The organism is Streptomyces sp. NPDC107559, assembly GCF_055657365.1.
On sequence record NZ_JBVKBD010000008.1, the window covers coordinates 39139 to 63611 of the forward strand.

A 24473-nucleotide genomic window follows, 5' to 3' on the forward strand; every position below is an offset into this window, starting at 1 on the left:
CGACCCCCGAAAGGAACAGCACTCATGAACAAGCTCGCCCTCGTCACCGGCGCCACCTCCGGCATCGGCCAGGCATTCGCCGAACGCCTGGCCACGGACGGCTACGACCTGATCGTCGTCGGCCGCAACAAGGACCGCCTCGAGGAGTTCGCCGCCAGCCATCCCGGCGTCAGCGTTCGCACCGTCGCCGCCGACCTGTCCACCGACCTCGGCGCCGACACCGTAGCCGGGATCTGCGCCGACGAGCCGCTGACCATGCTCGTCAACAACGCCGGCGTCGCCCACTACATGCCGCTCGCCGAGCTGCCCGCCGACAAGGCCCGCGAACTGGTCCACGTCAAGGTCGTCGCCCCCACCCTGCTCACCCGCGCCGCCGTCGCCGGCATGCAGGAACGGGGCCATGGAAAGATCATCAACGTGGCCGGGATGATCGCGTTCAGCGGCCCCGCCGACCCGTCCGTCATGCCCCGCCGCGCCGCCTACGCCGGCTCCCTGGCCTACCTCGTCGCCATGTCCCAGACCCTCAGTGCCGAGCTGGCGGGCACCGGCGTCCAGGTCCAGGTGCTGTGCCCCGGCGTCGTCGCCACCGAATTCCACACGCGTCAGGGAATGGACCTGAGCACCGTGCCTCGCATGTCCGCCGAGGACGTCGTCACCGCCGGCCTGCGCGGCCTCGAGCTCGGCGAGGTCGTCTGCGCCCCCGGTGTCGAAGACGCGGGCCTCCTCGACGCCGTCTTTCAGGCCGACCTCGCCGCCTTCGGCGGACAGAGTCCCGAACTCGCCTCCCGCTACCGAGCCGACTGAACCAGCCTCGTCGCGCAGCCCCGGACAGCTGGGCGGTCACGCGCCGGGGAGCGGCCCGGCCACGCGGCTCACCCTCGGCGTCAGGTTCCCTGTGCGGGTTCGGGGACCGCGATGGTCCCCTGTGCCACCGCGCACAGGGCCTCCGTCCCCGCGCCGTCCACGACCGACAGGTCGCAGCGGCACACGACACGGGAACGGCCCGCCCGTACGACCCGCGCGTGGGCGCGCAGGAGTACGCCGTCGGCGGGGCGCAGGTAGTCGATGGTGAACCCGGCGGTCAGCAGCCGCGTGCCGATCACCGTGCCTGCGGCGAAGGTCAGCGTGTTGTCCGCCGCGTAGGCGAGCACGCCGCCGTGCAGGAAGCCGTTCTGCTGGCGCAGGTCGTCACGGATGTCCACCTCCAGCGTGGCCTCGCCTTCGCCGAAGGCCACCAGGCGGGCGCCGAGCAGATTGCTGAAGGGCTGGGCCGCCAGGACCTTTCGTGCGAGGGCCAAGTCCGGCGTGTACGTCACATCACACCTCGTTCTCGGTGGTCGTCCGGTGGCTCGTGGTCTGTTCCGCGAGGGCGTCGGCCCAGCCCTCGGCCCGGTGGTCGAGACGGCTGAGGGCGCGGTAGGCGTCCTCCCGAGGCATGGGCGGCAGGCTCTCGCAGTATGTCGCCGCACAGGGCGGCGCGCGGTGATCCGGCAACTCACGACACCTCACCGGGCGCCGGCGGGCCCTCGGGCGGGCGGCGTCCCCAGGCCGAGATCAGCGGTGCGAGTGTCAGGTCCAGTCGGCCCGCGTGGATGGCGGCCAGGTGCGCGTCGATCTCGGCGTCGTCCGCCAGGCCCGCCGAGAGCAGCTCGCCGCGCACGTGCCGGATAGTCGCCGCCTCCAGCCGGTCGCAGGCCGGCCCGCCGACCGGGAAGAAACCCGCCGCGGCGACATCCACCAAGCCTGCCTCACGCAATGCCCGCGGCAGTGTCCGGCCGAAGCGCAGGTCCGCGCCGCGGCGCGTCAGCAGCTCCCGGACCGCGTCGCGCAGCCGGTTGGCCCGCTGCTGCGCAGGGCCGCTTGCGTCCACGCATGCCAGGGGCTGCAGAGCGGTATCGGCGTCCTCGACCAGCAGCCACCCGCCGGGCCGCAGAGCTGCCGCCATCGTGGCCAACGCGCGAGCCCGGTCGGGCAGATGGACCAGCACGAGCCGGGCGTGCACCAGATCGAATGTCCCCGGCTCCGGGGGCGGATCAGCGACGACGTCGTGCCGACGCACCTCGTACCCGTCGCCGGTCTTCAGCCACGACGGGTCGATGTCCGTGGCCAGCACGTGCCCGCTCGGGCCGACGGCCGCCGCGAGCGCCTCCGGGACACCGGGGCCACCGGCCCCCACTTCCCAGCAGCGCGAGCCGGCCCCGACCCCCAGTCGATCGAAGTGCCCGAGTGTCACACCGTCGAACAGCTCGGCCAGCCAGACGAATCGCTCGCCCGCCTCGGCGCGAGCGTTGTCCAGCAGGTACCCGCGGGCGGCAGCGGACTCTTCACCGAACGCGCCGGTCCCGGTTGTCGGATCCGGTCGGCCACCGACGTGCGGCGGGAGGGGCGAGGGCGTCATGGCTCCATGGTCGACCTTCCCGGGCCACCAGCGCTACGACGACGGGAGCGGGATGCCTCACACGGTCAGGGCCGGGCCCCGGCCCTCGCGCGACATCCGCCTCTCGGCCTCGACGGACACCCGGTAGTACGCCCTACCTCGGTGCCCGGAAACCGCCGATCTCCCGCTCGAGCAGTTCGGCCAGCCGCAGCGGGGTGCGGTCCTCGAACATCGGGCCGATGAGCTGCACTCCCACCGGCAGACCCTCGGGGGACCTGCCCGCCGGTATCGCGGTGGCGGGCAAGCCGGGCATGGTGGCCAGACCCGCCCAGACGAGCTGGTCGAAGTACGGGTACCCGACGCCGTTGATGTCGATCCGGCGTTCCATCACATGAGGGTTGTGGTCGTGCGGGAACGCGGGAGTGGGTGTGATCGGACACACCACGGCATCGAACTCGGCGAAGAGCTGCCGCCAACCGTGGCGGTGGAGTTCGCGAGCGCTGTTCGCCTCCATCCAGTCGCGGTGGCTGAACACCATGGCACGCAGCCGCGTCGCGCCGAGGCTCTGGTCGTCCGCGCTCAGTGCGGCGGCGCGGGCCCGCAGCTGCTCGTACCCTTCGACGGGAAAACGCGCGACGGAGCTCGAAAACAGCAACTGCGTGTAGAGCGTCGCGGCTTCGGTGAGATCGGGCAGCAGCGGAGTGTGCCGTGCGACGTGGGCGCCACCGTCGGCAAGGGCATCGGCCACCCGGTTCACGCCCGCCCGCACAGCGGACCCGGTCGGAATGAGCGGATGCTCGTCGACGACCAGGACCCGGAAGTCGCCGAGCCGCTCGTGGCGGGCGGGCGGCAGGGTCAAGTCGTGCGCCTTGCCGAGCGTCAGCGGGTCCGGTCCGGCCATGACGTCGAGCAGGAGCTCGAGGTCGCGGGCAGTGCGCGCCATCGGACCTACGACGGCGAGGTCGAGGTCGACCGGCAACGGCGGTGTCGGCGGCACGACCATGCCGCGGGTTGCCGCCAGTCCCAGCGTCGGCTTGTGCGCATAGATGCCGCAGAAATGCGCGGGGGTGCGCAGCGAACCAGCGAGGTCGGAGCCGATGGACAGCGCGCCGAATCCGGACGCCAGGGCCGCCGCTGATCCGCCGGAGGATCCGCCGGACGTGCGCGCGTGATCCCACGGATTGTTGGTGGTGCCGTACATCTCGTTGAAGGTCTGGATGTCTTGCAGCCCCAAGGGCACATTGGTCTTGCCCAGCACCACCGCGCCCGCGGCCTTGAGCCGCGACACCTGTACCGCGTCCTCGGCCGGCATGTAGTCCCGATGTTGCGGCATGCCCCAGGTCGTGGGCAGCCCCGCCATGTCGTAGGACTCTTTGACCGTCACCGGAATACCGAGCAGCGGCCGGATCTCGCCGCGTGCGCGAGCCCGGTCGGCACTGCGTGCGGCGGCCCGCGCACGGTCGAAGTCCGGGACACAGATCGCGTTGATCGCCTTGTCGTCGCGCTCGATACGGGCAATCGCCTCATCGGTCAGTTCCGCCGAGGTCACTTCACCGGCACGTAACGCGGCCGCCAGCTCTTCGGCCGTCTGAAAGCTCCATTCCATGAATCCGACGCTAGCGGCCTCTGAAAAAGGCCACGAAATGCCGCTTCGCGCAAGGGCGGACGCCTTGCCGGCGGGCCCATGGAGCTGCTCGTCGGTCATGGTCGCGAGTTCACCGTCGACGCCCTGAGGCTGGCCAAGACCCATCCTGCGGCGCCGATACCACCTGGGTATCGTTGCAGCGTGGAGCTGCGGACCTTGCGCTACTTCGTGGCGGTCGCCGAGGAACTCCACTTCGGCCGGGCCGCCACCCGACTGCACATCAGCCAGCCGCCGCTGAGCCGGGCGATCAAGCAGTTGGAGGCCGATGCCGGGGCCCTGCTGTTCACCCGCTCGCCCACAGGAGTCACGCTCACACCGGTGGGCTCGGTGCTGCTCGACGAGGCGCGGGCCCTGCTCGACCACGCCGACCGTGTCCGGGCACGCGTGAGTGCGGCGGCCGACGTCGCGACCCTCACGGTCGGCATCCTGGGCGACGGCACTGACCCGGGCGTGGCCAGGCTGGCCGCCGCCTACCGGCGGACGCGCCCCGGCATCGACATCCGCGTCCGCGACACCGATCTGACCGACCCGACCTGCGGGCTGCGCGCCGGACTGGTCGATGTCGCCCTGACCCGGGCGCCGTTCGACGAGACCGCCCTGACGGTGCGTGAACTGCGTACCGATCCGGTCGGCGTGGTCCTGCGCGCCGACGATCCGCTGGCCCGCCTCGACGGGCTGCGGCTGGCCGAGCTCAACGACCGCCGCTGGTTCCGGTTCCCGCCGGACACCGACCCCGCCTGGCAGTCGTACTGGCACGGCGGCAGACCGCGCGAGGGACCGGTGGTGCGTGCCGTCCAGGAATGCCTGCAGGCCGTGCTGTGGAACGGCACGGTCGGCCTGGCCCCGCTCGGCCACGACCTGCCCGCGGAGCTGACCGCGGTGCCGCTGACCGACATGGAGCCGAGCCGGGTGGTGGCCGTGTGGAACGAGGGGGACGCCAACCCGTTGATCCGGTCCTTCGTCGAGATCGCGACAACCGCGTACCGCCACTGAGGGGGACCGGGAGGTCAGTCGAAGAGGGAGAGGTCGATGGATTGCGCGAGGGTGGCGTAGCCTGCGTCGTTGCCGTGGAGGTGGTCACCGCTGTGCAGGTCGCTGCGGATGTGGGTGGGGTCGGCGGGGTCGCGCCAGACGGCGTCGAAGTCGAGTACGCCGTCGAAGGCGTCGCTGGTGCGGATCCACGCGTTGACTTGCTCGCGGGCCTTGTCACCGTCGGCCGAGTACATCTCCGAGCCGCCGTAGGGGGCGATGGTCGCGGCGTGGGCCTTCACGCCGTGCGCGCGGGCGCGTGCGGTCAGTTGGAGGTGGGCGGCGATGATGTCGTCCACGCCGGCGGGTGGGCCGGGGAACATGGAGAGGAACGCGGTGTTCTCCTCGGTGGCCGGGGCGAAGGAGAAGACGAGGTCGTTGCCCACGGCGATCACCACGTGGCCGAGGCCGGGCGTGGCGAGGATGTCGCGGTCGAAGCGGGCGAGGGCGGCGGTGCCGATGCCGTCGGTGAGCATGCGGTTGCCGTTGATGCCCTGGCTGACCACACACCGTGCCGGTCCGGGGCGGGCCGCCAGGCGTTCGGCGAGCCGGTCCGTCCAGCGTCGGTCGGTGCCGGGGGTGGATCCCATGCCGTCCACGCGGGAATCGCCGATGACGGCGATGGCCCGGGTCGGTGTCTCGGGCTGTACCTCCACGGCTGTGATCAGGGCTTGGGCCGGTAAGGGGGCGGCCTGTGCGGGCAGCCGTACGAGGGCGGTGGCGTCGCCCGGGATGAGCCAGCCGAGCGCGTGGAAGGTCCCGTGGCAGGTCGCCGTGTCGACGCGGCCGGGCAGGTAGAGGCTGATGGTCAGCCGGGCCAGCCCGGTGGCCCGCAGATCGACGGGGTCGCTGAGGACCGGTGCGCCCGCCGGCACGGTGACGGTCGACCGGCCGCCGAAGGTCACCGCGTGATCGCTTCTGGGCTGGATCGCGTCGTCGGTGTCCGTGAGGGCGACACGGGCGGCGCCGACGGTCAGCGGTGCGGTTCCGTACTCGTTGCTGATGCGGAGGCGGATGCGGTGCCCGCCGCCTGTGATGCGGACGATCTGCCGCAGCGTCGCGTTCTCGAAGGGCTCGATGCGGCTGACGGAGTCGTCCGGCGCCTGCGGGGAGGCGCCCCAGGTGCGAACCCACGCACCTGAGTGCGGAGTTGGACGTTCAAGGCTGGAGGGGGTGCTGATGACGCTGTCCACGGTCGTTGCCCTTCGGCTGTCGGGTATGGCGGCGCTGCATGTCGGTGTCGGTGTCGGTGCTCGACGAGTTCGGTGTCGTGGCCTTGCCTGATGCGGGTGCGCGGGCGCTCGCCTCGGTCGCGGCCTTGCGCATGCAGACCGATGCTCCGGCGCAGGGGAGGCCGATGGGCGGCGGGTGAACGGCGACGCGCCGGGAACGGGCCGGAAGGCGGCCGGTCGTTCTAGCTCCGCGGCGCGCCGAGCCACCGGGCAGCGGCCTGCTCGAACCCCTCGCGGTCCGGTGCGGGCTCGCCGGTCCAGGCGACGATGCCGTCGGGCCGGATCAGTGCGGCAGCCAGCCCGAGGTCATTGCGCGCCGGACCGGCCGCGTAGTGGATCCGCCCCGCCCACCCCTTGGCCGCGGCCTGCAGCGCCCGGTCGGTGCTGAAGTCGAGCACCACTGCCCGCGCTTGGCGCAGCAGTTCGCCGAGCCGGGTGCCGTCCTCGAAGCGGAAGTCCGGGGCGCTGCAGCCGACGAGGGTCTGCTCGCCGCCCGGGTCGTAGCGGTGGAACAGCCCCGACGTCTGCCGGTACACATGGGTCGTTCCGTCGGTGGTGCGCATCAGATCGTGGACGAGGCGGCGCAGCGCGGGGGCGTTGGGGCCCGGCTTCATGGTGGCGACCTGGGCGCGGGACCAGTCGAGTACGGCGGCGCCGACGGGGTGCCGCTCGCTGGTGTAGGTGTCTAGCAGACCCTCGGGCGCCCAGCCGCGCACGGTGGCGGCGAGTTTCCAGCCCAGGTTGACGGCGTCGCCGATGCCGAGGTTCAGGCCCTGGCCGCCCAGGGGCGAGTGGATGTGCGCCGCGTCGCCGGCGAGCAGCACCCGGCCCTGGCGGTACGTCGTCGTCTGCATCGCGCGGTCGGTGAAACTGGAGGCGAGATGGACCTCGCTCAGCGTCACGTCGGTGCCGCTGATGCGGCGCAGGACCGTCTGGAGGTGTTCGCGGGTCAGCGGCCGGGATCGGTCGAAGGCGGCGCCGTCGAAGTCCATCACGCCCAGGTGCCCTTCGAAGGGCGTACGCAGATACATGCCGTGCGGCGTCAGATGGAACCCGAGGGGCAGCTGTCCGGGGTCGGCGAAGGCGACCTTGGCGGCGTACCCGGTGAACAGCGGCTCGGTGCCCACGAATTCGAATCCGGCGAGCTGACGTACGGCGCTGCGCCCGCCGTCGCAGCCCACCAGCCAGCGCCCGCGGTACTCCTGGCCGCCTGCCGTGACGAGGACGGATCCGGCATCCTGCGCCACGGCCGTGACGGGAGCATTGCGGATGATCTCGGCTCCGAGCGCGGTGGCCCGCTCGCACAGGACCGATCCGGCCGCTTCCAGGCTCGTCATGAACCCCTCCATCGCCGGGCCGGGCAGCCGGGGCGGCAGGGCGCCGGTGTCGATGTCGGCCGCGGCGAGCGTCATGCCCGCGAAATGACTCACCTCACGGGGGCCGGGCGCCTCGACCGCTTCCGGATCCGCGCCCAGCTTCTGCGGTTCGACCCCCGAAGCCTGCGCCATCGCCTCCAGCAGGCCGCGGCGGTGGAACGTCTCGGCCGACCCGGCGTTCAGCCCCCGCAGCCCGAGCGGTAACGCCTTCAGCGGCGAGGCGGGTTCCGGATCCCGCTCAAGGACCACGACCGAGCAGCCGGACAAGGCCAGCTCGCCGGCCAGGAACAGACCGACCGGGCCGCCGCCCGCGATCACGACGTCATGCATGAGAGGTGTCCCTTCGGGAAGCGAACGACAAGGTCACCCGGCCGGATCGGCCAGGTCAGCGCAGCCGGGCGAGGCCGTCGAGGATGACGGCGATGCCGGTGAGGAACTGCTCGCGGTCGTCGTGCTCTTGCATCTGGCCGACGACGGCGTGCATGAACGGGTAGGCCTCCGGGTCGAGCCCCTGCCACGCCGCCGACGCCGCGTCGACGAACGCGTCGCGATCTCCGGCGGGGTCGATCCCCGAGGTGTCTCCTTCGATGCGGGCGTTCTGGCTGACGGCTCCGAGGATGTAGTGCACGAGGGTCGAGGCCGCGTCGAACCAGGAGGCCCGCGGCACGCCCAACGCGCCCATCTGCCCGCCGATCCGCTCGAAGATCACCACCGTCACCGGGCCGACCGGATTCCGGACGATCTGCAGGGTCAGCCGCGTGGCGAGCCACGGGTGAGCGGCGATCGCGTCGAACAGCGCCAGGGCTACGGCACGGATCTCGTCCCCGGGCGTGGCCGCGGCCCCGGCGGGCCGGGTCGCCAGCGCCGCGCCGATCACGGCTTCCGTCGCCGTGTCGAGCAGGTCGTCACGGGTGCCGACGTGGTAGTAGATCGCCCCGGAACCGGTGGACAGCCGTTCGGTCAGCGCCCGGATGGTCAGCGCGCCCTCGCCGCCCGCATCGAGCAGCCCGAGCGCAGTGTCGATGATCTGCTCCCGGGAGAGCACCTGGTTGCGCCGCTGTGGCCGGCCCGCTCGCGTCGTCATACCTCGATGGTGCCACGTTTGGTACGGCGATCCAAGTTGGTGCGTCGTACCAAAGTGGCCGCGGGCAAGACCGGTTCTCCGGTCATCCGTCGGGACTTTGACCGGCTCGGATCGCCGCCCCGTGCAGAACGGTCTTCACCGCGTAGACCGGGTCGAGGGGTTCCACAAGTTCCTTGGTGGCGACGGCGACGAGGGGCGCGGGTGCGGTCCCGTCCGGCAACGCGCTCACGTATGTGATGGCTTCCGCAGGCGAGAACACGGGCAACCTCTGGCGCAGTGTCCGCGCGGCGTGCATGCGTCCACGCGCCGCGGCAACTCTGCACAGGTCATCGTGCAGATCGTCCACTGCGGTTCGCGCCGGCAGCCCGCGAATCCGGGCCCGGTAGTCGGCCTCCCACGCCCCGGTTTTCGCGGAGACGACGGCGATCCGGTGCAGTCCGCCGTCGACACGGTCGACCAGGTACGGCCCGTTTCCGACCAGCGGGGAGTTCCCGGTGCGGACGAACTCCTCGGACTGCCAGGAGACGATCCACACCAGCTCGTGCTCCCGGACGTTGAGCACAGCCATGCGCATCGCAGCCACACTGGTGGTGCGCCATTCCTGATAGTCGCGCTCCAACTGCTCTTCGACAGCCTGAACTGCGGCGTCTCTCTCCACCATGGATGCAGCATCCCGTACCGGCCCTTTTCACGACCAGCGAATTCGTACCGTCGAGAGCGGCTCGAGGAGGCGGGAACGGGCCGTGGCGGCGCGTAGGTCTGGCAGACTCGATCGCATGTCCGAGCAGCTTCCCGGCGCGGCGCCGAACGGTCCGGTGAGCGGGTTTGCGACGCTCTATCCCGAGGTGGCGCAGGCAGGTTCACTACAAAGAGCTTTGCAGGCAGCGGTAGATCGCGCGGGCTACGGGTTCGTGGTCGAGTTGACCACGTCACCGGGTTGGCGCCGCGTGGCGGCCCGGGCGGCAGCCGGGGGCCGCTCGGTGAATGTCCTGATGGCCGAGCAGGAGCGCTGTTTCAGCGTGGACTGCTGGGCCGATGGAGTTCACATGGCCACGGGCTCCGCCGAAGACCTGTCCCAGGTGGCCGGCGCGATGGACTCCTGGCTGCGGGCACCGCGGGTACGCGAGCTCGTGGAACAGTGGCCCTGTCTGCGTACCTGGGAGCTGGCCGAGGCCCACGAACGGGGCGAGGCCGTGTCCGTGCGCTGGCGCCAACTGCGCGCAGCCGCCGTACGCCAGCAGGACAGCGCTGTGCACGAACTGGTGGAAGCCGCCTTCGAACAGCCGCGCCTTCGGGCTCTGTCACCGGGGCGGAGCATGTACTGGCTCACCTTCAGCCGCCGGGCCGCGCCGCCGATCTGTCGTGACCTGCCGGGGGTGATGTCGATCGGACAGGGCCGCTACCGGGTGCGATTCGCCGACGGCCGACTCCAGGAGGTCGACGGTGCTGCGCAGGCCGTCGCGGTGATCCTGGACAGCCTTCCGAGCGATGCTGTCCCTCCTCCAGCCGTCGGATGAAAGCTATGCCTCGGACGGGTACATATCTGCATATGTGTCAGGTGCGGACTTGAGCAGGCAGTTGTGTCCGCCCAGTGCCCTCTGCTGCGGCCTGGCGATCTTCACATGCGCCGTAGCCGAGGGCGTCGGGGGTGCGGGAGGGAAAGTCCGACTCCCCGTAGAAGCCGGTCTCCTCACTGCTCACCGACACGCCGCCCCCGTCCTGCCGGCCGATGTGGCGCGAGACGCCGCCGTCCCCTGCCGACTGGAAGACCTCAAGCTCGGCGCGGCCGTCGTGGTCGTGGTCGGTGGCCCGTGCTTCGTAGACGAACGACGACGAGCCGATACGGATGGTGCCGGTGCGGTCGCTGCTCAGGTCGCGGGCGAGAGGCCCGTAATGCACCTCGTGCGCCACCATGTTGTGCTGCGGTGAGTCGCCGTCGTTCGGCTGGCTGTAGAACACGGCCAAGTCGAGGTAGCCGTCGCCGTCGAAGTCGCCGATGGCTCCGCGTGTCTTCATGCCCTTCGTCCATGAGCCTCGCAGCTTCTGCCAGAACCCACGGGCGTCGTCGACTTCGACCACGGTCCGGTGACCGTCGCTCCGGAAGTCCACTGAGCCGGTGTTCCCGTTGATCTCGTCCAGGTGTCCGTCCGCGTCCACGTCGGCGCGCAGGGTGGAGCCGTCAACGGTGCATATGACCATGGGGGCGTGGTCGCCGGGCCGGGGTCCGGTGCCCGGCACAAGCCACGTACCGCCGGCGATCACGGCGAGACCGCCTGCGACAGCGGTGGTGAGCCGTCGGCGGTGGGTACGCGGTCGCGGCACCGACGAAAGCATGCCCCAGGACGTGGCGTGCTTCGGGGCGGTGGAGGGCGGCATGCCGAGACCTTGCTGCTCGTGGATGGGTCACGCGGGGCGCGTTGCGGTCCGGGCGCGGTCGGCCGCGGCCAGGATGTTTCCCGGACCTGACAGGTTTCTCACATGTGTCGGTGAGAGTCGGCGGCATGATCAATCGCAGAGCCGCCGTCGGGCTCCTCAGCACCTCCCTCCTGGTCAGCGCGTGCGGCAGTACTACCGCGGCGGCCGGGCGCGGGGACGCCCCCGCCGTACCGGCACGCACGCCCGCGCCACGCACACCGGCCCGTGCCGCCTGGCGGCCGATCCCGGGCCTGGGCCCGGTGACCACGGCGGCGATACCCGGCCAGGCGCGGCAGGCCGTCGTGGTGACCGGACGAGGCCGGGACTCCCCGGTGTCCACCGCCGTCCTGTACGAACGCACCGAGGCAGGCTGGCAGTCCGGCCAGATCTGGCCCGCGCACAACGCGCTGCACGGCTGGAGCGGCCACCACACGGCCGGTGACCTGCGTTCACCCCTCGGCGTCTACACTCTGAGCGACGCCGGCGGACTGCTCGCCGATCCCGGCAGCCGACTGCCGTACGACCGGTCCTCCGGGTTCGTCTCACCCGGCACCGGATTCGAGGGGGAGCCGCTGGCCGGCTCGTTCGACTACGTCGTCGCCATCGACTACAACCGCCGACCGGGCACGTCACCCCTCGACTGGACCCGCCCGCTCGGCCCGGGCCGCGGCGGCGGCATCTGGATCCACGTCGACCACGGCGGCCCCACCCACGGCTGCGTCAGCATCGGGAAGGCACACATGAAGGCACTACTGCGCGCACTGGACCCGGACCGGCACCCCGTCGTCCTCCTCGGGTACGCCGACTGGCTCGCCCGCTGAGCCGCCCCATGAGCGCACATGTCCTGGTCGCCGAGGACGACGAGATGCAGGCCGAGCTCATCCGCCGGTCCCTGCTGGCGCAGGGTCACACCGCCACCGTGGTGCACGACGGCGCGGCCGCGCTGGACACGGCCCGCCGGCTCCGGCCCGACCTCGTGATCCTCGACCTGATGCTCCCGGCCGTGGACGGCTTCGAGGTGTGCCGACTGCTGCGCGCCGGCCACCAGGACATCCCCGTACTGATGCTCACCGCCCGCTCCGACGAGGACGACCTGCTGCTCGGCCTCGAACTGGGCGCCGACGACTACATGACGAAGCCGTACAGCCCGCGCGAGCTGATGGCCCGCGTCCGCACCGTCCTGCGGCGCAGCGCACGCGGCGCCGGCCCGGGCCGGGAGGAGCCCGCCGTGCGGGCCGGCGCCGTCACCGTCGACCCCGTACGGTACGAAGTGCGCTGCGACGGCGTGCCGGTGGAGTGCACGCCGGCGGAGTTCCAGATCCTGCTCGCCATGGCCGGGGAGCCGGACCGGGTCTTCTCCCGGCGGCAACTGCTGCAGTGCACCCGCGGCTTCGACCGGGCCTCCACCGAACGCGCCGTCGACGTCCACATCATGAACCTGCGCCGGAAGATCGAGGCCGACCCACGCCGCCCGGTGCGGCTGTTGACCGTGTTCGGCATCGGCTACAAGCTCAGCGGCGGCCGCGGATGAGACGCCGGATACCGCTGCGCAAACGGCTGCTCGTACGACTGCTGATCTCCTCCGCCCTCATCGCGCTGTGCTCGGTGGCCGCGACGGCCTGGCTCGCGGTCGCGACCACCACCAGCGCCCTGAAGGAGGAGCAGGGACAGGACCTGGCCACCGACAGCGGCATCCTCACCCAGCTCAGCGGCTACGCCGCCACCCACCCCGACTGGTCGCAGGCCGGACGCACCGTCCGCGCCCTGGCGGCCAGGTCCGGCCGGCGCATCGCCCTGACCACCGCCGACCGCACCGTCATCGCCGACTCCGCCCGGCCCGGCACCCCGCTGCCGCCCCGGCCCGCCGCCACCGTCGACCCCCTGCACACCGACACCTACAGCGAACAGGGGGCGCAGCTGAGCGGCATCGACCCCCGTGCGGTCGGCCCGTACCGGCTGACCGCCGCCGAGCGGCTCCAGGTCGACGCCCTGGCCAGGAAGCGGCAGCACTGCTACGGCGCGTACGGCATCACCGTCACCGTGACGCGCACGCCGAGCGGACGTGCGGCCCTCGTCGGCACGGACGGGCAGGACCCCCTCTCCTACGTCCCACCGGAGTGTGCCGACGGACGGCTGAACACCCCCACCGCCACCGAGGACAAGGCGCTGGCCGCGCTGACCGCCCGGACGCGGGCCTGCCTGGACCGCCAGGGCCTGACTCTCGTCGCACCGCTGTACGTCACCTTCGACGTCACCGGGAAGGACCCGCTGGACTTCCGGCCCGTGATCAAGGGCAAGGGGCGTGACGGTTCCGAGACCGAGAAAACGGTACAGAACTGCGCCCACAGCGCCCGCCGCGCGCAACTCGACCCCTATGTCGCACCCTCCGCCCAGCTGTTCCTCGGCATCGGAGACCGAACCACCCCCCGCTTCGACGTGTCCCCGGCCAACAAGGCCAAGGTCGCCGGCGCTGCGGGTCTCGTCCTGGTGGTCACCGTCGCCGTCACCGCCGTGGTCGCCGGCCGGCTGGTGCGTCCCCTGCGCGCACTGACCGAGGCCGCCCAGCAGCCGCCGGACCTGCATGTGCGGGTTGCGGTCACCACCCGGGACGAGACCGGCATCCTGGCGGAGGCGTTCAACGACCTGACCGAGCGCCGGGCGCGCCTGGAGGCCCAGCGCAGGGCGATGGTCAGCGACATCGCCCATGAGCTGCGCAGCCCGCTGACCAACATCCGCGGCTGGCTGGAGGTCACCCGGGACGGTGTCGTCGACCCTGACGCCGCGCTGCTCGACTCGCTGCACGACGAGGCGCTCGTGCTCCAGCGTGTCATCGACGACCTCCAGGACCTGGCGGCCGCGGACGCCGGCACCCTGCGCCTGCACCGCGAGCCGGTACGCGCCGACGAACTGCTCGACCAGGTCGCCGCGGTCCACCGGGTGGCCGCCGACACGGCCGGCGTCACCCTGCGCACCGATGCCGGCGCCGTCCTCTGGCTGGACGCCGACCCGGTGCGGATGCGGCAGATGCTCGGCAACCTGGTCTCCAACGCGCTGCGTCACACACCCCCCGGCGGTACGGTCGCGCTGGCCGCCCGCCGTGCCGACGACGGCGTCGTGCTCACCGTCGCGGACACCGGCACGGGCATCGCGCCCGAGGACCTGCCGCATGTCTTCGAGCGGTTCTGGCGTGCGGAGAAGTCCCGCAGCCGACGCACCGGCGGCAGCGGCCTGGGCCTGTCCATCGTGCGCCACCTGGCCGTCGCCCACGGCGGTACGGCAGAGGCGGCGAGCGAGCCGGGACACGGCGCCGTGTTCACGCTCCGGCTGCCGGGTGCCCCGCCGCCGTCCTGCGACGAGTGAGCCGCCTGCCGGGCCGCCGGTACGACCGGACGGGTGGCTTTGCCGGAGGATTCGGCAGGTCGGCAGGTCGGCAGGTCGGCAGGTCGGCAGGTCGGCAAGTCGGCAGGTCGGCCGGCCAGGGTGCCGTATTGCGGAACGGCCATGTCCGGGGCACGGATGGGCCACGCACCGTCACGATCGGGCCGTCAGCAGGGATCATGCCGTCATGCTGGCCTGTGGATGCATGAATCTGATGGACATCATGGCGGCCCTGACGGGGTACGGCCTGCTGGGCCTCGCCGGACTCGCAGTCGGCCTGGTCTGCCTGTTCGGGCTGCTGCTCGGTGTGATCGTCACCATCGGGCATCTGACCCGCCGACGGCAGGGTGACGGTGAGCCCGAACCGGAGACACCGGGTCGGCGGAGGGACGGGTCACCCCTTGGCTCCTTCCGCTGGGAGGACTCAACGGAATAGAGGGATCCGGTGTCTGCCTCATCGGGCAGTGGTGGCTGCACTCCCGTGGACAGGCGCATGCCTGTACCCGGCGCACGCACTGAGGCAGTGTCAGGGTGAGAGAGGTCTGCCGCCAGCCGTCCCAGGGAGTGAGAATGCCCGATCACATACACGACCACGATCACGACCATGACCACGACCACCGGCAAGCCGACCACGGGCAGTCCCGGACCGACGACTCGCAGCTGTTCAAGGCGGCGGCCGCGGGCCGCCCCGATGTCCTGGGCCCGTCCGGCATGGGCACCTTGCAGCGTGCCGTCGGCAACAGCGCGGTGGGCGCCATGCTGCAGCGGGAGCAGGACGAGGAGAACCCCTCGGCGCAGCGCTCACCCGTGCACGACGTCGTCGGATCCGGCTCCGGGCAGGCTCTCGGCGCCGATGTCCGCTCCGACATGGAGGCAAGGCTCGGGGCGGACTTCTCCGACGTACGGGTGCACACGGGCGACGCGGCGCACGAGTCCGCGAAGTCGGTCGGAGCACATGCCTACACCGTCGGCAGCAACGTCGTCTTCCAGCGGGAGGCCTACGACCCGTCGTCCCACGCCGGGCGTACCACGCTCGCCCATGAACTGACCCATGTGATCCAGCAGCGCAGCGGCCCGGTCGACGGGACCACCGCACCCGGTGGGATCCGGGTCAGCGACCCCTCGGACCGGTACGAGCGGGAGGCCAGCGCGAACGCCGAACGCGTCATGTCCGCCCCCGCCCCGGCTCCGGCCGCGCAGGCCACGGAGGCGCCGGCGGCCGTTCCCGCGCCGTCCGCGGCGGTCCAGCGGGAGGCCGAGCAGCAGGACGAGGAACCCGCCGATGTGCAGGGGCTGTTCGTGCAACGGGCCGAGGAGGAGCAACAGGAGGACGAGTCGGGTGATGCGTGAACGGTATGGCCCCGGGCTCGTGCGAGCCCGGGGCCATACCGTTCGCCGTCCCGGGCGGCTCGGCCCCGCCTGCCCGGACTTCGTCCCGGCCGATGGGGCCCGCCGTCCTCCGGCCGGCTCAGGCCGTGGTGGGGGAGGGGCTGGGCGCCGGCCTCAGAGTCCCGCCGACCAGCACCGACTCGGCGCACTGGGCCGGAGTCGGACTGCCCACCGGCTTTCCCACCTCCGTGCAGGTCACCGTCATGGTGATCCGCCCTCCGGCGGGCACCACGATCGGGGTGACGAAGTGGTAGTCCTGGTCACGGAAGTTCTGCAGCGCGAGCCGCAGCAGGGTCCGGTCCTGGGCGGCGATGACGACGGTGCCGGAGTCGCCCTGCGGGTTCTGCGCCACCAGGTCCGTCAGGTCGAACGCCTGGCCGGCCGGGACGGTGAACACCGTGCCTGCCGTGGGGTCGCCGCCCGTAGCGTCCTTGACCTCGGCCTGAGCGCTGCGCGGATCCCCGGCACCCCCGCCACCGCCCGTGCCCCCGCCGCCGGCCCCGCCCGTACCGCCGCCGGTGCTCCCGGCCGTCGAGCCCGCCGCGGCACCGGAGCTCGGTGAGCCGCCACCCGCCGCGTCCTGTCCCTTTCCGCCGGCGCCCGCCGACGCACCGGACGAGCCACCGCCGCTCGCGGCGCCGGACGCCCCGGGGCTGGGCGACAGCGCGGCGGCCACCTGCTTCTTGGATTCCTCCCGCGCCGCCGACTGCACCACCGGGCGCAGCAGCGCGAACCACACGACGGCCAGGGCCGCCAGCGCGGCCACCGCCGCCACCAGGGCGCGCGGCAGCCAGCGCGGCAGTATCGCGTTCTGCTGGTAGGTGCCGTCCAGGACGACCGACTCGTGCGGCACGTCGCCCATGGGCGTCGCCACCACCTGGAAGGGATGCACCACGGGGGTGCCGCGCCACAGCCGCCGTGCCGGACGCACGGTGAGCCGCGACAGTTCGGCCGCGCCCGGCGCCAGCTCGACGGTCTCCCGGGAGAAGCGCAGCCGCACCCGGGAGCTGTCGCTCTGGGCCGTCAGCTGCACCGTCACCGGGGTGTTGCCGTGGTTGTCGACGGCCACGTCCGTGTTGCCGCGCCAGGCGCCGTCGAACCCGCGGGGCACCAGTTCCCCGGTGATCGAGGCGAACGGCAGGACCGTGAGCACGCCCTCGGGCACGACCGTCGTGTCGGGGGCGCTGGTGGGCACCACCCGCACCCCGAACGGGACGTCCCCGGCCAGTGCCTCCGAGCTCCGGGGCGGGCTCAGCGCGAGGACCGCGGTGCCCGTACTGCCCGGGAACAGCGAAAGGCTCGCCGGTTCGACGGTCGCCCAGGCCGCCGCCGGGCCCACGACCTCGAAGCGGTACTCCTCCACCGTGCTGCCGGAGTTGCGTACCTGAAGGGGAACGTCGATCCGCCCGCCGGGCTCGGCCGTCACAGCGGTCGTGTCCAGGCTTGCCGCAGTTGTCATGAGCGGCACGGTAAGGCCGGTGACGGCGGTTCACACGGGCCGCTCAGGAAGACTTTCGGGAAGCTGATGTGCCCATTGATGCCTTGTTGACTTCGTGTGGAGTCGCCTCCCGCATACTGCTCGACGCGCCGCGATGCGCTCGACCTGGGGGGAGACCGTTGTGGACCGGATAGTGGTGTGCCTGCGCGCGGATGACCCGATCTCCAGAGCGGGGGTCGCCTCACAGTTGCGGCCCCGGCCGGAGATCCGGTTGCAGGAGGAGGGGGAGGAAACGGCCGCCGCCGTGGTGGTGGTCGTCGTGGAGACCATAGACGAGGAGTCGCTGCGGATCCTTCGGCACATCAGGCGGACGACGGCGGCCCGGCTGGCGCTGATCGCCACCCGCATCGACGACCAGCAGGTGGTCGGTGCCGCCGAGTGCGGAGTGGCGGGCATCCTGCGCCGGTCCGAGGCGACGCCGGAGCGGCTGGTACAGGTGATCAACGCGGTGGCCAGGGGGGAGGGAAGCGTTCCCGCCGACCTGCTGGGCCGCCTGCTGGAACAGGTCGGTCAGCTGCAGAGCCAGGTCCTGGCGCCGCGCGGCCTGAACTTCAGCGGGCTCACCGACCGGGAGATCGAGGTCGTCCGCCTGGTCGCCGAGGGCTACGACACCGGGGACATCGCCGCGAAACTCGCGTACTCCGAACGGACCATCAAGAACATCCTGCACGAGCTGGTCACCCGGCTGCACCTGCGCAACCGCTCCCATGTCGTCGCCTACGCGCTCCGGCAGGGGCTGATCTGAAGGCCGTTCCGAAGGGCCGTTCCGAAGGGGCCGTTCCGAAGGGGCCGATCTGAAGGGGCCGTTCCGATGGGGCTGGCCTGGTGGTGGGGTCGGTCCGATGGGGTCGGCTCGACGGGGGCGGTCCGCCTCGGTGGGGAGGGTGAGGAGCGGATTGCCCGGAGGGGCAGCCCGCGCTTCCCCCTCGGGTGTCCCATGCGCCGCTCCGCCGGGGAGCGGTGCCGGGGACGGTGGGACAGACGTAGATCTGGGAGGGGATGTCGTGCGGGTGTTCCGGCTGCGGGCGGGCCTGATGGCCGCGGTCCTCGCGTTCTGCGCGGTAGGAGCCGGCATCGGAGACTCGGCGCCGCGGGTCCGGACGACGGCTTCGTCCACCGACCCCTCGCCGTCCTCCTCTGCCTCCTCTCCCTCTTCTTCCGTGTCGTCCGCACCGTCCGCACCCTCCTCCTCGCCTTCACCGCCCTCCCCGTCCGCCTCGCCCTCGGCGTCTGCGCGGTCCGCGCGGTCAGCGGTGTCCCCGGTCACCCCGGCGCTGGTGCAGCGGTCGCTGGACCCCGGTGCGTCGATCAGCGTGGACAAGCAGGTGCAGACCCCGGCGGTGCCGCCGAAGCCGGATGTCGTGCTGCTGGTGGACAACACCGGGAGCATGGGCGAACCCATCGCCAATGTGCGCAACAACCTGTCCACGATCGTCAACCGGGTCTTCGACGCACAGCCCGACTCCCGGTTCGCCGTGGCCAGTTACGGAGACGAGAAGGACCAAAGCCGGCTCTTCCTCCTGCACCAGGCGTTCACCGCCGATCGCACGGCCATCCAGAACGGTGTCAACGCCCTGACCGCCGGCGGTGGTGGCGACACGCCGGAGGACTGGGGGAACGCCCTCGACGAGGTGGCGAACGGCGTCGGTGGCCGGAACACGTTCCGGGAGGGCGCCAGCCCCATCGTCGTCCTGGTCGGTGACGCCTCCAGCCACGACCCCAGCAACGGGCACAGCTTCACCGACGTCATCAGTGCGCTCAAGAGCCACGGCGTGAAGGTGCTCGCCGTCGACGTGGACAGCTACAGCGACGGACTCGACGGCCAGCGGCCCAGCGACGGCGACTACGAGAACGGCCAGGCCACCCGCGTCACCCAGGCCACCGGCGGTACGTACTTCCAGGGCGTCGACCCGACCCAGGTGTCGAACGCCATCATCCAGGGTCTGACGAACCTGCCCGTCGCCGTCGGCCACCAGCTCGTCGACTGCGACCGCTCGCTGGACGTCTCCCTGTCCCCGGCGAGCACCCAGGTGATCAGCGGCCAGACCGCCGGCTTCGGCGAGCGCATCACGGTGTCCCCGGACGCACCCCAGGGCACCACGCTGAACTGCACGGTCCAGTTCACCCTCGGCCCGGCGGCCGACCCGGCCTACCGGGAGCAGATCCATATCACCGTCAACGACGTGACCCCTCCGGCGGTGACCGTCGACGACCGCACGGTCGAGGCCACCGGCCCGGACGGCGCGGTCGTCGACTATCCGGCCACCGCGCACGACAACGTCGACGGCGACGTCCCGGTCTTCTGCGAGCCGCCGTCCGGGACGCGCTTCCCCATCGGGCGGACGACGGTCACCTGCACGGCGACCGACAAGACGGGCCACACCGGCCGGGGCACGGCCGTGATCACCGTGGTCGACACGACCGGCCCGGTCGTCACCGTCGAGGACCGCACCGCCCAGGCGACCGGCCCCGACGGCGCGGTCGTGGAGTACCCCGCGTCGGCACAGGACACCGTCGACGGGAAGGTGACGGTCACCTGCGATCCGCCGTCGGGTTCGGTGTTCCCGATCGGGGAGACCAAGGTGACCTGCACGGCGACCGACTCCCACGAGAACACCGGCACCGGCACCGCCGTGATCACGGTGATCGACACGACCGCGCCCGTCGTGACCGTCGACGACCGCACGGTGGAGGCCACCGGGCCCGACGGCGCGACGGTGGAGTACCCCGCCACCGCGGTCGACAGCGTGGACGGACCGACGCCGGTCACCTGCACCCCGCCCTCCGGCTCCACCTTCCCGGTCGGCCGCACGACGGTGACCTGCACGTCGACGGACTCCCGTGAGAACACCGGCACCGACAGCGCCGTGATCACCGTGGTCGACACGACCCCGCCCGTGGTCACCGTGACCGACCGCACCGTGGCGGCCACCGGGCCCGACGGCGCCCTGATCGACTACACCGCCACGGCCGAGGACCTGGTCGACGGACCCCTGGCCGTCACCTGCACGCCCCCGTCCGGTTCCACCTTCCCGATCGGGAAGACCACCGTGACCTGCACGGCGACCGACAAGGCGGGCAACACCGGCACCGACACGGCCGTCTTCACCGTGATCGACAACGCCCCGCCCGTCGTCCGGGTGGACGACCGCACCGTGCGCACCATCAGCCCGAGCGGTATCCCCGTCCGGTACACCGCCACCGCCCAGGACGTCGTCGACGGCACGCTCCCCGCCAGCTGCACGCCCGCCTCCGGGACGCGCTTCCCGATCGGGAAGACCACCGTCACCTGCACGGCGACCGACAAGGCGGGCAACATCGGCCGAGACACCGCCGTGGTGACCGTCACCCTGATGCCGCCCGGACCCGTCCCGCCCGCCGCCGACCTCGCGGTGACCGCCGCCGTCGCCCCGCAGCCCGCCTTCACCGGAGGCACCCTCACGGCGACGTTCACCCTCACCAACGCCGGACCGGACAACGCGACGAACGTCGTCCTGACCGCCGTACCCCCCGGGACCTCCACCGTGGTGAGCCCCCAGAACCGCTGCACCGCCGCCAGCCCCTGCACCCTGCCGGCCGGCGGCCGGATCGAGGTCACCACCCGGCTGTCGTACGACAAGGCCACCACCGGCACTCTGACGGCTCGGGTCGCCGGCACACCGACCGACCCGTTCCCCGGCAACAACACCGACACGGTCCGGATTCGCGTCCTGCAGCCCGTGCTGACCGTCGGACCCGTCGTCGCGCGGCTCGGCGACGTCGTCCTCGCCGAGGGCCGCGACTTCCCGGCCGGAACCGTCGTACAGCTGAAGTGGAACGTGGGCATCACCGCCGCGACGGTCCCGGTGCGGGTGGACGCGGACGGAACGTTCCGCACCCAGGTCCTCGTCCTGCGCAAGGACCGCACCGGACAGCGGCTGCTGCGGGCGACCGGGCCCGGATACGACCCGGTCAGCGCGAAGGTCCTCGTCGTGCCGCGCAGCCTCCAGCCGCCGGACTTCATCGGCCGCGGGTGACACGGATGACCAGGACGGAGGTGGAACCGTGATCCACGAGGTCGACGAAGCACTGCGCGCCCTCGTCCGCAACGACGCCCTGGGTGGCACGCAGATCAGCGTCATGTTCGACGCGCCCACCCGGGAGTGGGCGGCCAAGGTCAACGCCCCCACCGTCAATCTGTACCTCTACGACATCCGGGAGGACATGCGCCGCCGCTCCCGCGGCCTGTCCAACGAGTACGACGAACGCGGCACCGTCGTCGCCCGGCACCGTCCGCCCCGGTACTTCAAGCTGTCGTACCTGATCACCGCCTGGACCCGGCGCCCCGAGGACGAACACCGGCTGCTGTCCTCCCTCCTGCTGTGCCTGATCGGCAGCGACGCCATGCCCAGCCGGCACCTGACCGGCTCGCTGGCCGAGCTTCCGCTGCCGGTGCCGATGACGATCGCGCTGCCGCCTCCCGAGGACCGTTCGTTCGCGGATGTGTGGAGCGCGCTCGGCGGCGAGCTGAAGCCCTCCCTCGACCTCGTGGTCAGCGTGCCCCTGGTCGGCACGGGTGCCGTCGCGGTGGGGCCGCCGGTCACCGAGGAGGGCGGCCTGCGGCTCGGGGTGGAGAACACCGAGAACACCGGAAATACCGGGACCACCGGCCGGGGGCCCGCCGGAGCGGACGACCCGGCGGCGCGTCGCCCGCGGCCCGCGCTGTCCCGGCGAGTCCGTGAATGAGCCGGGTCCGTGAATGAGCCGAGTCCGTGCGTGAGCCGGGTCCATGGATGAGCACAGGCTGCCGGGTGCCCCGGTGGCGGGGGCCCGCGCCGGGATCCGGCGCGGGCTCGCCGATGCCGTACCCGCGGTCGTGCCCGGTCCCGGCGCGGCACCGTGCCCCGTGAGGGCCGCGCGGACCCGCGCGGCCGGCCACGCCCGGCCCATGCCACCCCACCCGCACCCACCGAGCGGAGCGAGGAGCCTCCCATCGCCGAGAACCCCAGCCTTCGCCACCTGCTGGACCGAGTGGTCCTCGTCGAGGAACGGGTACGCCGCGCCGTCGCCGCCCGCAGACAGACCGACCCCAACCCCGACGACGCCTTCCGGGGCCTCTACCTCACCGACGAGGCCGTGGAGCGCCTGCTGCGCACGCCCCACCTGCCCGCCGCCCCCGACCGTACGGACGCAGTCCGGCACGCCGAGGCCGAGACACGGGCCGACACCGCCGGCCCGCCCACCAGCCTGCGCCGGCTCACGACCGGACTGGGCCTGACCGACCTCGACGTCGAGATCCTGCTCATCGCCCTCCTGCCCGATCTGGACGCCCGGTTCGAGTCCTTCTACGGCTATCTCAACGACGACGTCACCCGGCGCCGCCCCTCCATCGGCCTGGCCCTGGAGCTGTGCGGACTGTCCCCGGCGGACGCCTCCGCCCGCGCCCGCCTCGGCGCCGGCGCGCCCCTGCGCTCCGGCGATCTGCTGCTCGTCGAGGACCCGGACCGCCCGTTCCTCGGACGCGCCCTGCGGGTGCCGGACCGGGTCACCGCACATCTGCTCGGCGACGACACCCCCGACCCCCGGGTCGCCGACCTGCTGACCCCGGCCCGGCCCGTGCCCGGCGCGGGCGACGCCGCCCCGCTGGCCCGGGCCCTGACGGCCGAGATCCACCTGGCCTACCTGCGCGAGGACCAGGGCGGCGCGGGCCCCGCCCTCGCCGCGACCGCTCTCGCCGCGGCCGGGCGCCCCGCCCTCGCCCTGGACCTGGCCCGCCTCGCCCGCGACCCGGCCCCGGCGGACGCCGTGCGCACCGCCGTGCGCGAGGCCCGGCTGACCGGCGCCGGTCTGGTCTGCGCCCCGGTCGACGCCCTGGACCGCGACCGCGAACGGGGCTCGCTGCTGCGGCAGTTGACAGACGTCCCCGTCCCCGTCGTCCTCGTCGGCCGCGCCCCGTGGGACGCCGCCTGGTCCACCCGGCCCCCGCTGCTGCTGCACGCCCCGCGCGTCGAGCCCACCGCGCGAGCCGCGCTGTGGCAGGCCGCGTACGGGCTCGCCGTGCCCGACGGCATCGACGTACCAGACCTGTTGGCCCCCTTCCTGCTCACCCCCGAACAGATCACCCGGGCAGCCCGCAGCGCCGCCCAGAACACCGTCCTGGACGGTGCCGGGCTGCGCCCCGAGCACATCCGCCGCGGCGCCCGGGCCCAGAACTCCGCCGGACTCGACCTGCTCGCCCGCCGCATCGAACCCGCCGTCGGCTGGAACGACCTCGTCCTGCCCCCCGACACCCTCACCCAGCTCAAGGAACTCACCGCCCGCGCCCGTCACCGCGACCGTGTCCTCGGCGAATGGGGGATGCGCCCCGGAGGTGCCCGCGGCCGGGGCGTCGTCGCGCTGTTCGCGGGCGACTCCGGCACCGGCAAGACCATGTCCGCCGAGGTCATCGCCGCCGATCTCGGCCTGGACCTCTACACCGTCGACCTGTCGACGGTCATCGACAAGTACGTAGGCGAGACGGAGAAGAACCTCGAGCGCATCTTCTCCGAGGCGGCCGGGGTCAACGGCGTCCTCCTCTTCGACGAGGCCGACGCGATCTTCGGCAAGCGCTCCGAGGTCAAGGACGCCCACGACCGCTACGCCAACGTCGAGAGCGCCTACCTGCTGCAGCGCATGGAGTCCTTCGACGGCCTGGCCGTGCTCGCCACCAACCTGCGCGCCAATCTCGACGACGCCTTCACCCGCCGCCTGGACCTCGTCATCGACTTCCCCGTCCCCGACCCCGTCCAGCGCCTGGCGCTCTGGCACCGCTGCCTGGCACCTCTTCTGTCCGGCACCGACGACCTCGATCTCGCCTTCTGCGCCGACTCCTTCGAGCTGGCCGGCGGCAACATCCGCTCCATCGCCGTCACCGCCGCCTACCTCACCGCCGAGGCCGGATCCCCGCTGACCATGCGACAGTTGATCCATGCCGTCCAGCGCGAGTACCAGAAACTGGGCCGACTGACGCTGGCCAGCGAGTTCGGACCGTACGTCGACCTGCTCGTCTCGTGACCCGATCCAAGGAGGACT

The 24473-nt window shown here is 72.2% G+C and carries 22 protein-coding genes; 13 read left to right on the forward strand and 9 right to left on the reverse strand.

All coding sequences use genetic code 11. The features are described from left to right. The first annotated feature begins 24 nt into the window (after nucleotides 1-24). On the forward strand, nucleotides 25-804 hold the full coding sequence (locus ACZ7OY_RS23630) for an SDR family NAD(P)-dependent oxidoreductase (protein ID WP_471913182.1): 780 nt from the start codon (nucleotides 25-27) through the stop codon (nucleotides 802-804). Nucleotides 805-884: 80 nt separating this feature from the next. On the opposite strand, the gene ACZ7OY_RS23635 is transcribed toward ACZ7OY_RS23630, so the two are convergent. The 3 genes from ACZ7OY_RS23635 to ACZ7OY_RS23645 form a co-directional block, all read right to left on the reverse strand. Continuing rightward, nucleotides 885-1316 (reverse strand): PaaI family thioesterase, encoded by a 432-nt coding sequence (locus ACZ7OY_RS23635; RefSeq protein WP_471913183.1) that lies wholly within the window; start codon nucleotides 1314-1316, stop codon nucleotides 885-887. Between the two features lie 179 nt (nucleotides 1317-1495). Beyond that, a complete protein-coding gene (locus tag ACZ7OY_RS23640; RefSeq protein ID WP_471913184.1) occupies nucleotides 1496-2398 on the reverse strand; it encodes a methyltransferase domain-containing protein in 903 nt (300 codons plus the stop codon). A 133-nt stretch (nucleotides 2399-2531) separates the two neighbouring features. After that, the gene (locus ACZ7OY_RS23645) at nucleotides 2532-3983 is read right to left on the reverse strand and encodes an amidase (RefSeq protein ID WP_471913464.1); all 1452 of its coding nucleotides are present in this window, start codon (nucleotides 3981-3983) and stop codon (nucleotides 2532-2534) included. 195 nt (nucleotides 3984-4178) lie between these two features. Here ACZ7OY_RS23645 and ACZ7OY_RS23650 point away from each other — a divergent pair, with 195 nt between their 5' ends. After that, nucleotides 4179-5015, forward strand: coding sequence for a LysR family transcriptional regulator (locus ACZ7OY_RS23650; protein ID WP_471913465.1), 837 nt, complete (start codon nucleotides 4179-4181; stop codon nucleotides 5013-5015). 14 nt (nucleotides 5016-5029) lie between these two features. On the opposite strand, the gene ACZ7OY_RS23655 is transcribed toward ACZ7OY_RS23650, so the two are convergent. Further along, nucleotides 5030-6244 carry an SGNH/GDSL hydrolase family protein gene (locus ACZ7OY_RS23655; protein ID WP_471913185.1) on the reverse strand — a complete coding sequence of 405 codons (1215 nt, stop codon included), beginning with the start codon at nucleotides 6242-6244 and terminating at the stop codon, nucleotides 5030-5032. Between the two features lie 38 nt (nucleotides 6245-6282). Between ACZ7OY_RS23655 and ACZ7OY_RS23660 the strand changes: the two genes are divergently transcribed. Further along, nucleotides 6283-6423 carry a hypothetical protein gene (locus ACZ7OY_RS23660; RefSeq protein WP_471913186.1) on the forward strand — a complete coding sequence of 47 codons (141 nt, stop codon included), beginning with the start codon at nucleotides 6283-6285 and terminating at the stop codon, nucleotides 6421-6423. Nucleotides 6424-6465: 42 nt separating this feature from the next. Here the strand turns inward: ACZ7OY_RS23660 and ACZ7OY_RS23665 are convergent, their stop codons facing one another. From ACZ7OY_RS23665 to ACZ7OY_RS23675, 3 genes are all read right to left on the reverse strand, one after another. Next, nucleotides 6466-7989, reverse strand: coding sequence for an FAD-dependent monooxygenase (locus ACZ7OY_RS23665; protein WP_471913187.1), 1524 nt, complete (start codon nucleotides 7987-7989; stop codon nucleotides 6466-6468). A 55-nt stretch (nucleotides 7990-8044) separates the two neighbouring features. Continuing rightward, on the reverse strand, nucleotides 8045-8743 hold the full coding sequence (locus ACZ7OY_RS23670) for a TetR/AcrR family transcriptional regulator (RefSeq protein ID WP_471913188.1): 699 nt from the start codon (nucleotides 8741-8743) through the stop codon (nucleotides 8045-8047). Nucleotides 8744-8825: 82 nt separating this feature from the next. Continuing rightward, a complete protein-coding gene (locus tag ACZ7OY_RS23675) occupies nucleotides 8826-9404 on the reverse strand; it encodes a YrhB domain-containing protein (protein WP_471913189.1) in 579 nt (192 codons plus the stop codon). A gap of 115 nt (nucleotides 9405-9519) precedes the next feature. Between ACZ7OY_RS23675 and ACZ7OY_RS23680 the strand changes: the two genes are divergently transcribed. Then, nucleotides 9520-10260 (forward strand): DUF6193 family natural product biosynthesis protein, encoded by a 741-nt coding sequence (locus ACZ7OY_RS23680; RefSeq protein WP_471913190.1) that lies wholly within the window; start codon nucleotides 9520-9522, stop codon nucleotides 10258-10260. A 37-nt stretch (nucleotides 10261-10297) separates the two neighbouring features. Here ACZ7OY_RS23680 and ACZ7OY_RS23685 read toward each other — a convergent pair whose 3' ends face one another. Next, complete coding sequence (locus tag ACZ7OY_RS23685) at nucleotides 10298-11065, reverse strand: hypothetical protein (protein ID WP_471913191.1); 768 nt, start codon at nucleotides 11063-11065, stop codon at nucleotides 10298-10300. A gap of 179 nt (nucleotides 11066-11244) precedes the next feature. Between ACZ7OY_RS23685 and ACZ7OY_RS23690 the strand changes: the two genes are divergently transcribed. The 5 genes from ACZ7OY_RS23690 (at nucleotide 11245) to ACZ7OY_RS23710 (ending at nucleotide 15886) form a co-directional block, all read left to right on the forward strand. Beyond that, on the forward strand, nucleotides 11245-11979 hold the full coding sequence (locus tag ACZ7OY_RS23690; protein WP_471913192.1) for a L,D-transpeptidase family protein: 735 nt from the start codon (nucleotides 11245-11247) through the stop codon (nucleotides 11977-11979). 8 nt (nucleotides 11980-11987) lie between these two features. Beyond that, nucleotides 11988-12689, forward strand: coding sequence for a response regulator transcription factor (locus ACZ7OY_RS23695; protein ID WP_471913193.1), 702 nt, complete (start codon nucleotides 11988-11990; stop codon nucleotides 12687-12689). Continuing rightward, nucleotides 12686-14518, forward strand: a complete 1833-nt coding sequence (locus ACZ7OY_RS23700; RefSeq protein WP_471913194.1) for a sensor histidine kinase — start codon at nucleotides 12686-12688, stop codon at nucleotides 14516-14518. Before ACZ7OY_RS23695 ends, ACZ7OY_RS23700 begins: the two co-directional genes overlap by 4 nt. A 223-nt stretch (nucleotides 14519-14741) precedes the next feature. Continuing rightward, the gene (locus tag ACZ7OY_RS23705; RefSeq protein ID WP_471913195.1) at nucleotides 14742-14972 is read left to right on the forward strand and encodes a hypothetical protein; all 231 of its coding nucleotides are present in this window, start codon (nucleotides 14742-14744) and stop codon (nucleotides 14970-14972) included. Between the two features lie 134 nt (nucleotides 14973-15106). After that, complete coding sequence (locus ACZ7OY_RS23710; protein WP_471913196.1) at nucleotides 15107-15886, forward strand: eCIS core domain-containing protein; 780 nt, start codon at nucleotides 15107-15109, stop codon at nucleotides 15884-15886. 118 nt (nucleotides 15887-16004) lie between these two features. On the opposite strand, the gene ACZ7OY_RS23715 is transcribed toward ACZ7OY_RS23710, so the two are convergent. Beyond that, on the reverse strand, nucleotides 16005-17384 hold the full coding sequence (locus ACZ7OY_RS23715; RefSeq protein WP_471913197.1) for a COG1470 family protein: 1380 nt from the start codon (nucleotides 17382-17384) through the stop codon (nucleotides 16005-16007). Between the two features lie 160 nt (nucleotides 17385-17544). On the opposite strand from ACZ7OY_RS23715, the gene ACZ7OY_RS23720 reads away from it, so the two are divergent. The 4 genes from ACZ7OY_RS23720 (at nucleotide 17545) to ACZ7OY_RS23735 (ending at nucleotide 24455) form a co-directional block, all read left to right on the forward strand. After that, nucleotides 17545-18168: a helix-turn-helix transcriptional regulator gene (locus ACZ7OY_RS23720; protein ID WP_351612803.1), complete on the forward strand. Its 624-nt coding sequence runs from the start codon at nucleotides 17545-17547 to the stop codon at nucleotides 18166-18168. 508 nt (nucleotides 18169-18676) lie between these two features. Continuing rightward, nucleotides 18677-21439, forward strand: a complete 2763-nt coding sequence (locus ACZ7OY_RS23725; RefSeq protein ID WP_471913198.1) for an HYR domain-containing protein — start codon at nucleotides 18677-18679, stop codon at nucleotides 21437-21439. Between the two features lie 28 nt (nucleotides 21440-21467). Further along, nucleotides 21468-22148 (forward strand): Pvc16 family protein, encoded by a 681-nt coding sequence (locus ACZ7OY_RS23730; RefSeq protein WP_471913199.1) that lies wholly within the window; start codon nucleotides 21468-21470, stop codon nucleotides 22146-22148. A gap of 246 nt (nucleotides 22149-22394) precedes the next feature. Beyond that, nucleotides 22395-24455: an ATP-binding protein gene (locus ACZ7OY_RS23735; protein WP_471913466.1), complete on the forward strand. Its 2061-nt coding sequence runs from the start codon at nucleotides 22395-22397 to the stop codon at nucleotides 24453-24455. The last annotated feature ends 18 nt before the right edge of the window (nucleotides 24456-24473 follow it).

Coding starts and splice junctions, on each gene's coding strand:
- ACZ7OY_RS23630 (WP_471913182.1), top strand. CDS start 25: ATGAACAAGCTCGCCCTCGTCACCGGCGCCACCTCCGGCATCGGCCAG.
- ACZ7OY_RS23640 (WP_471913184.1), bottom strand. CDS start 2,398: ATGACGCCCTCGCCCCTCCCGCCGCACGTCGGTGGCCGACCGGATCCG.
- ACZ7OY_RS23645 (WP_471913464.1), bottom strand. CDS start 3,983: ATGGAATGGAGCTTTCAGACGGCCGAAGAGCTGGCGGCCGCGTTACGT.
- ACZ7OY_RS23660 (WP_471913186.1), top strand. CDS start 6,283: ATGTCGGTGTCGGTGTCGGTGCTCGACGAGTTCGGTGTCGTGGCCTTG.
- ACZ7OY_RS23665 (WP_471913187.1), bottom strand. CDS start 7,989: ATGCATGACGTCGTGATCGCGGGCGGCGGCCCGGTCGGTCTGTTCCTG.
- ACZ7OY_RS23670 (WP_471913188.1), bottom strand. CDS start 8,743: ATGACGACGCGAGCGGGCCGGCCACAGCGGCGCAACCAGGTGCTCTCC.
- ACZ7OY_RS23675 (WP_471913189.1), bottom strand. CDS start 9,404: ATGGTGGAGAGAGACGCCGCAGTTCAGGCTGTCGAAGAGCAGTTGGAG.
- ACZ7OY_RS23680 (WP_471913190.1), top strand. CDS start 9,520: ATGTCCGAGCAGCTTCCCGGCGCGGCGCCGAACGGTCCGGTGAGCGGG.
- ACZ7OY_RS23690 (WP_471913192.1), top strand. CDS start 11,245: ATGATCAATCGCAGAGCCGCCGTCGGGCTCCTCAGCACCTCCCTCCTG.
- ACZ7OY_RS23695 (WP_471913193.1), top strand. CDS start 11,988: ATGAGCGCACATGTCCTGGTCGCCGAGGACGACGAGATGCAGGCCGAG.
- ACZ7OY_RS23700 (WP_471913194.1), top strand. CDS start 12,686: ATGAGACGCCGGATACCGCTGCGCAAACGGCTGCTCGTACGACTGCTG.
- ACZ7OY_RS23705 (WP_471913195.1), top strand. CDS start 14,742: ATGAATCTGATGGACATCATGGCGGCCCTGACGGGGTACGGCCTGCTG.
- ACZ7OY_RS23710 (WP_471913196.1), top strand. CDS start 15,107: ATGCCCGATCACATACACGACCACGATCACGACCATGACCACGACCAC.
- ACZ7OY_RS23715 (WP_471913197.1), bottom strand. CDS start 17,384: ATGACAACTGCGGCAAGCCTGGACACGACCGCTGTGACGGCCGAGCCC.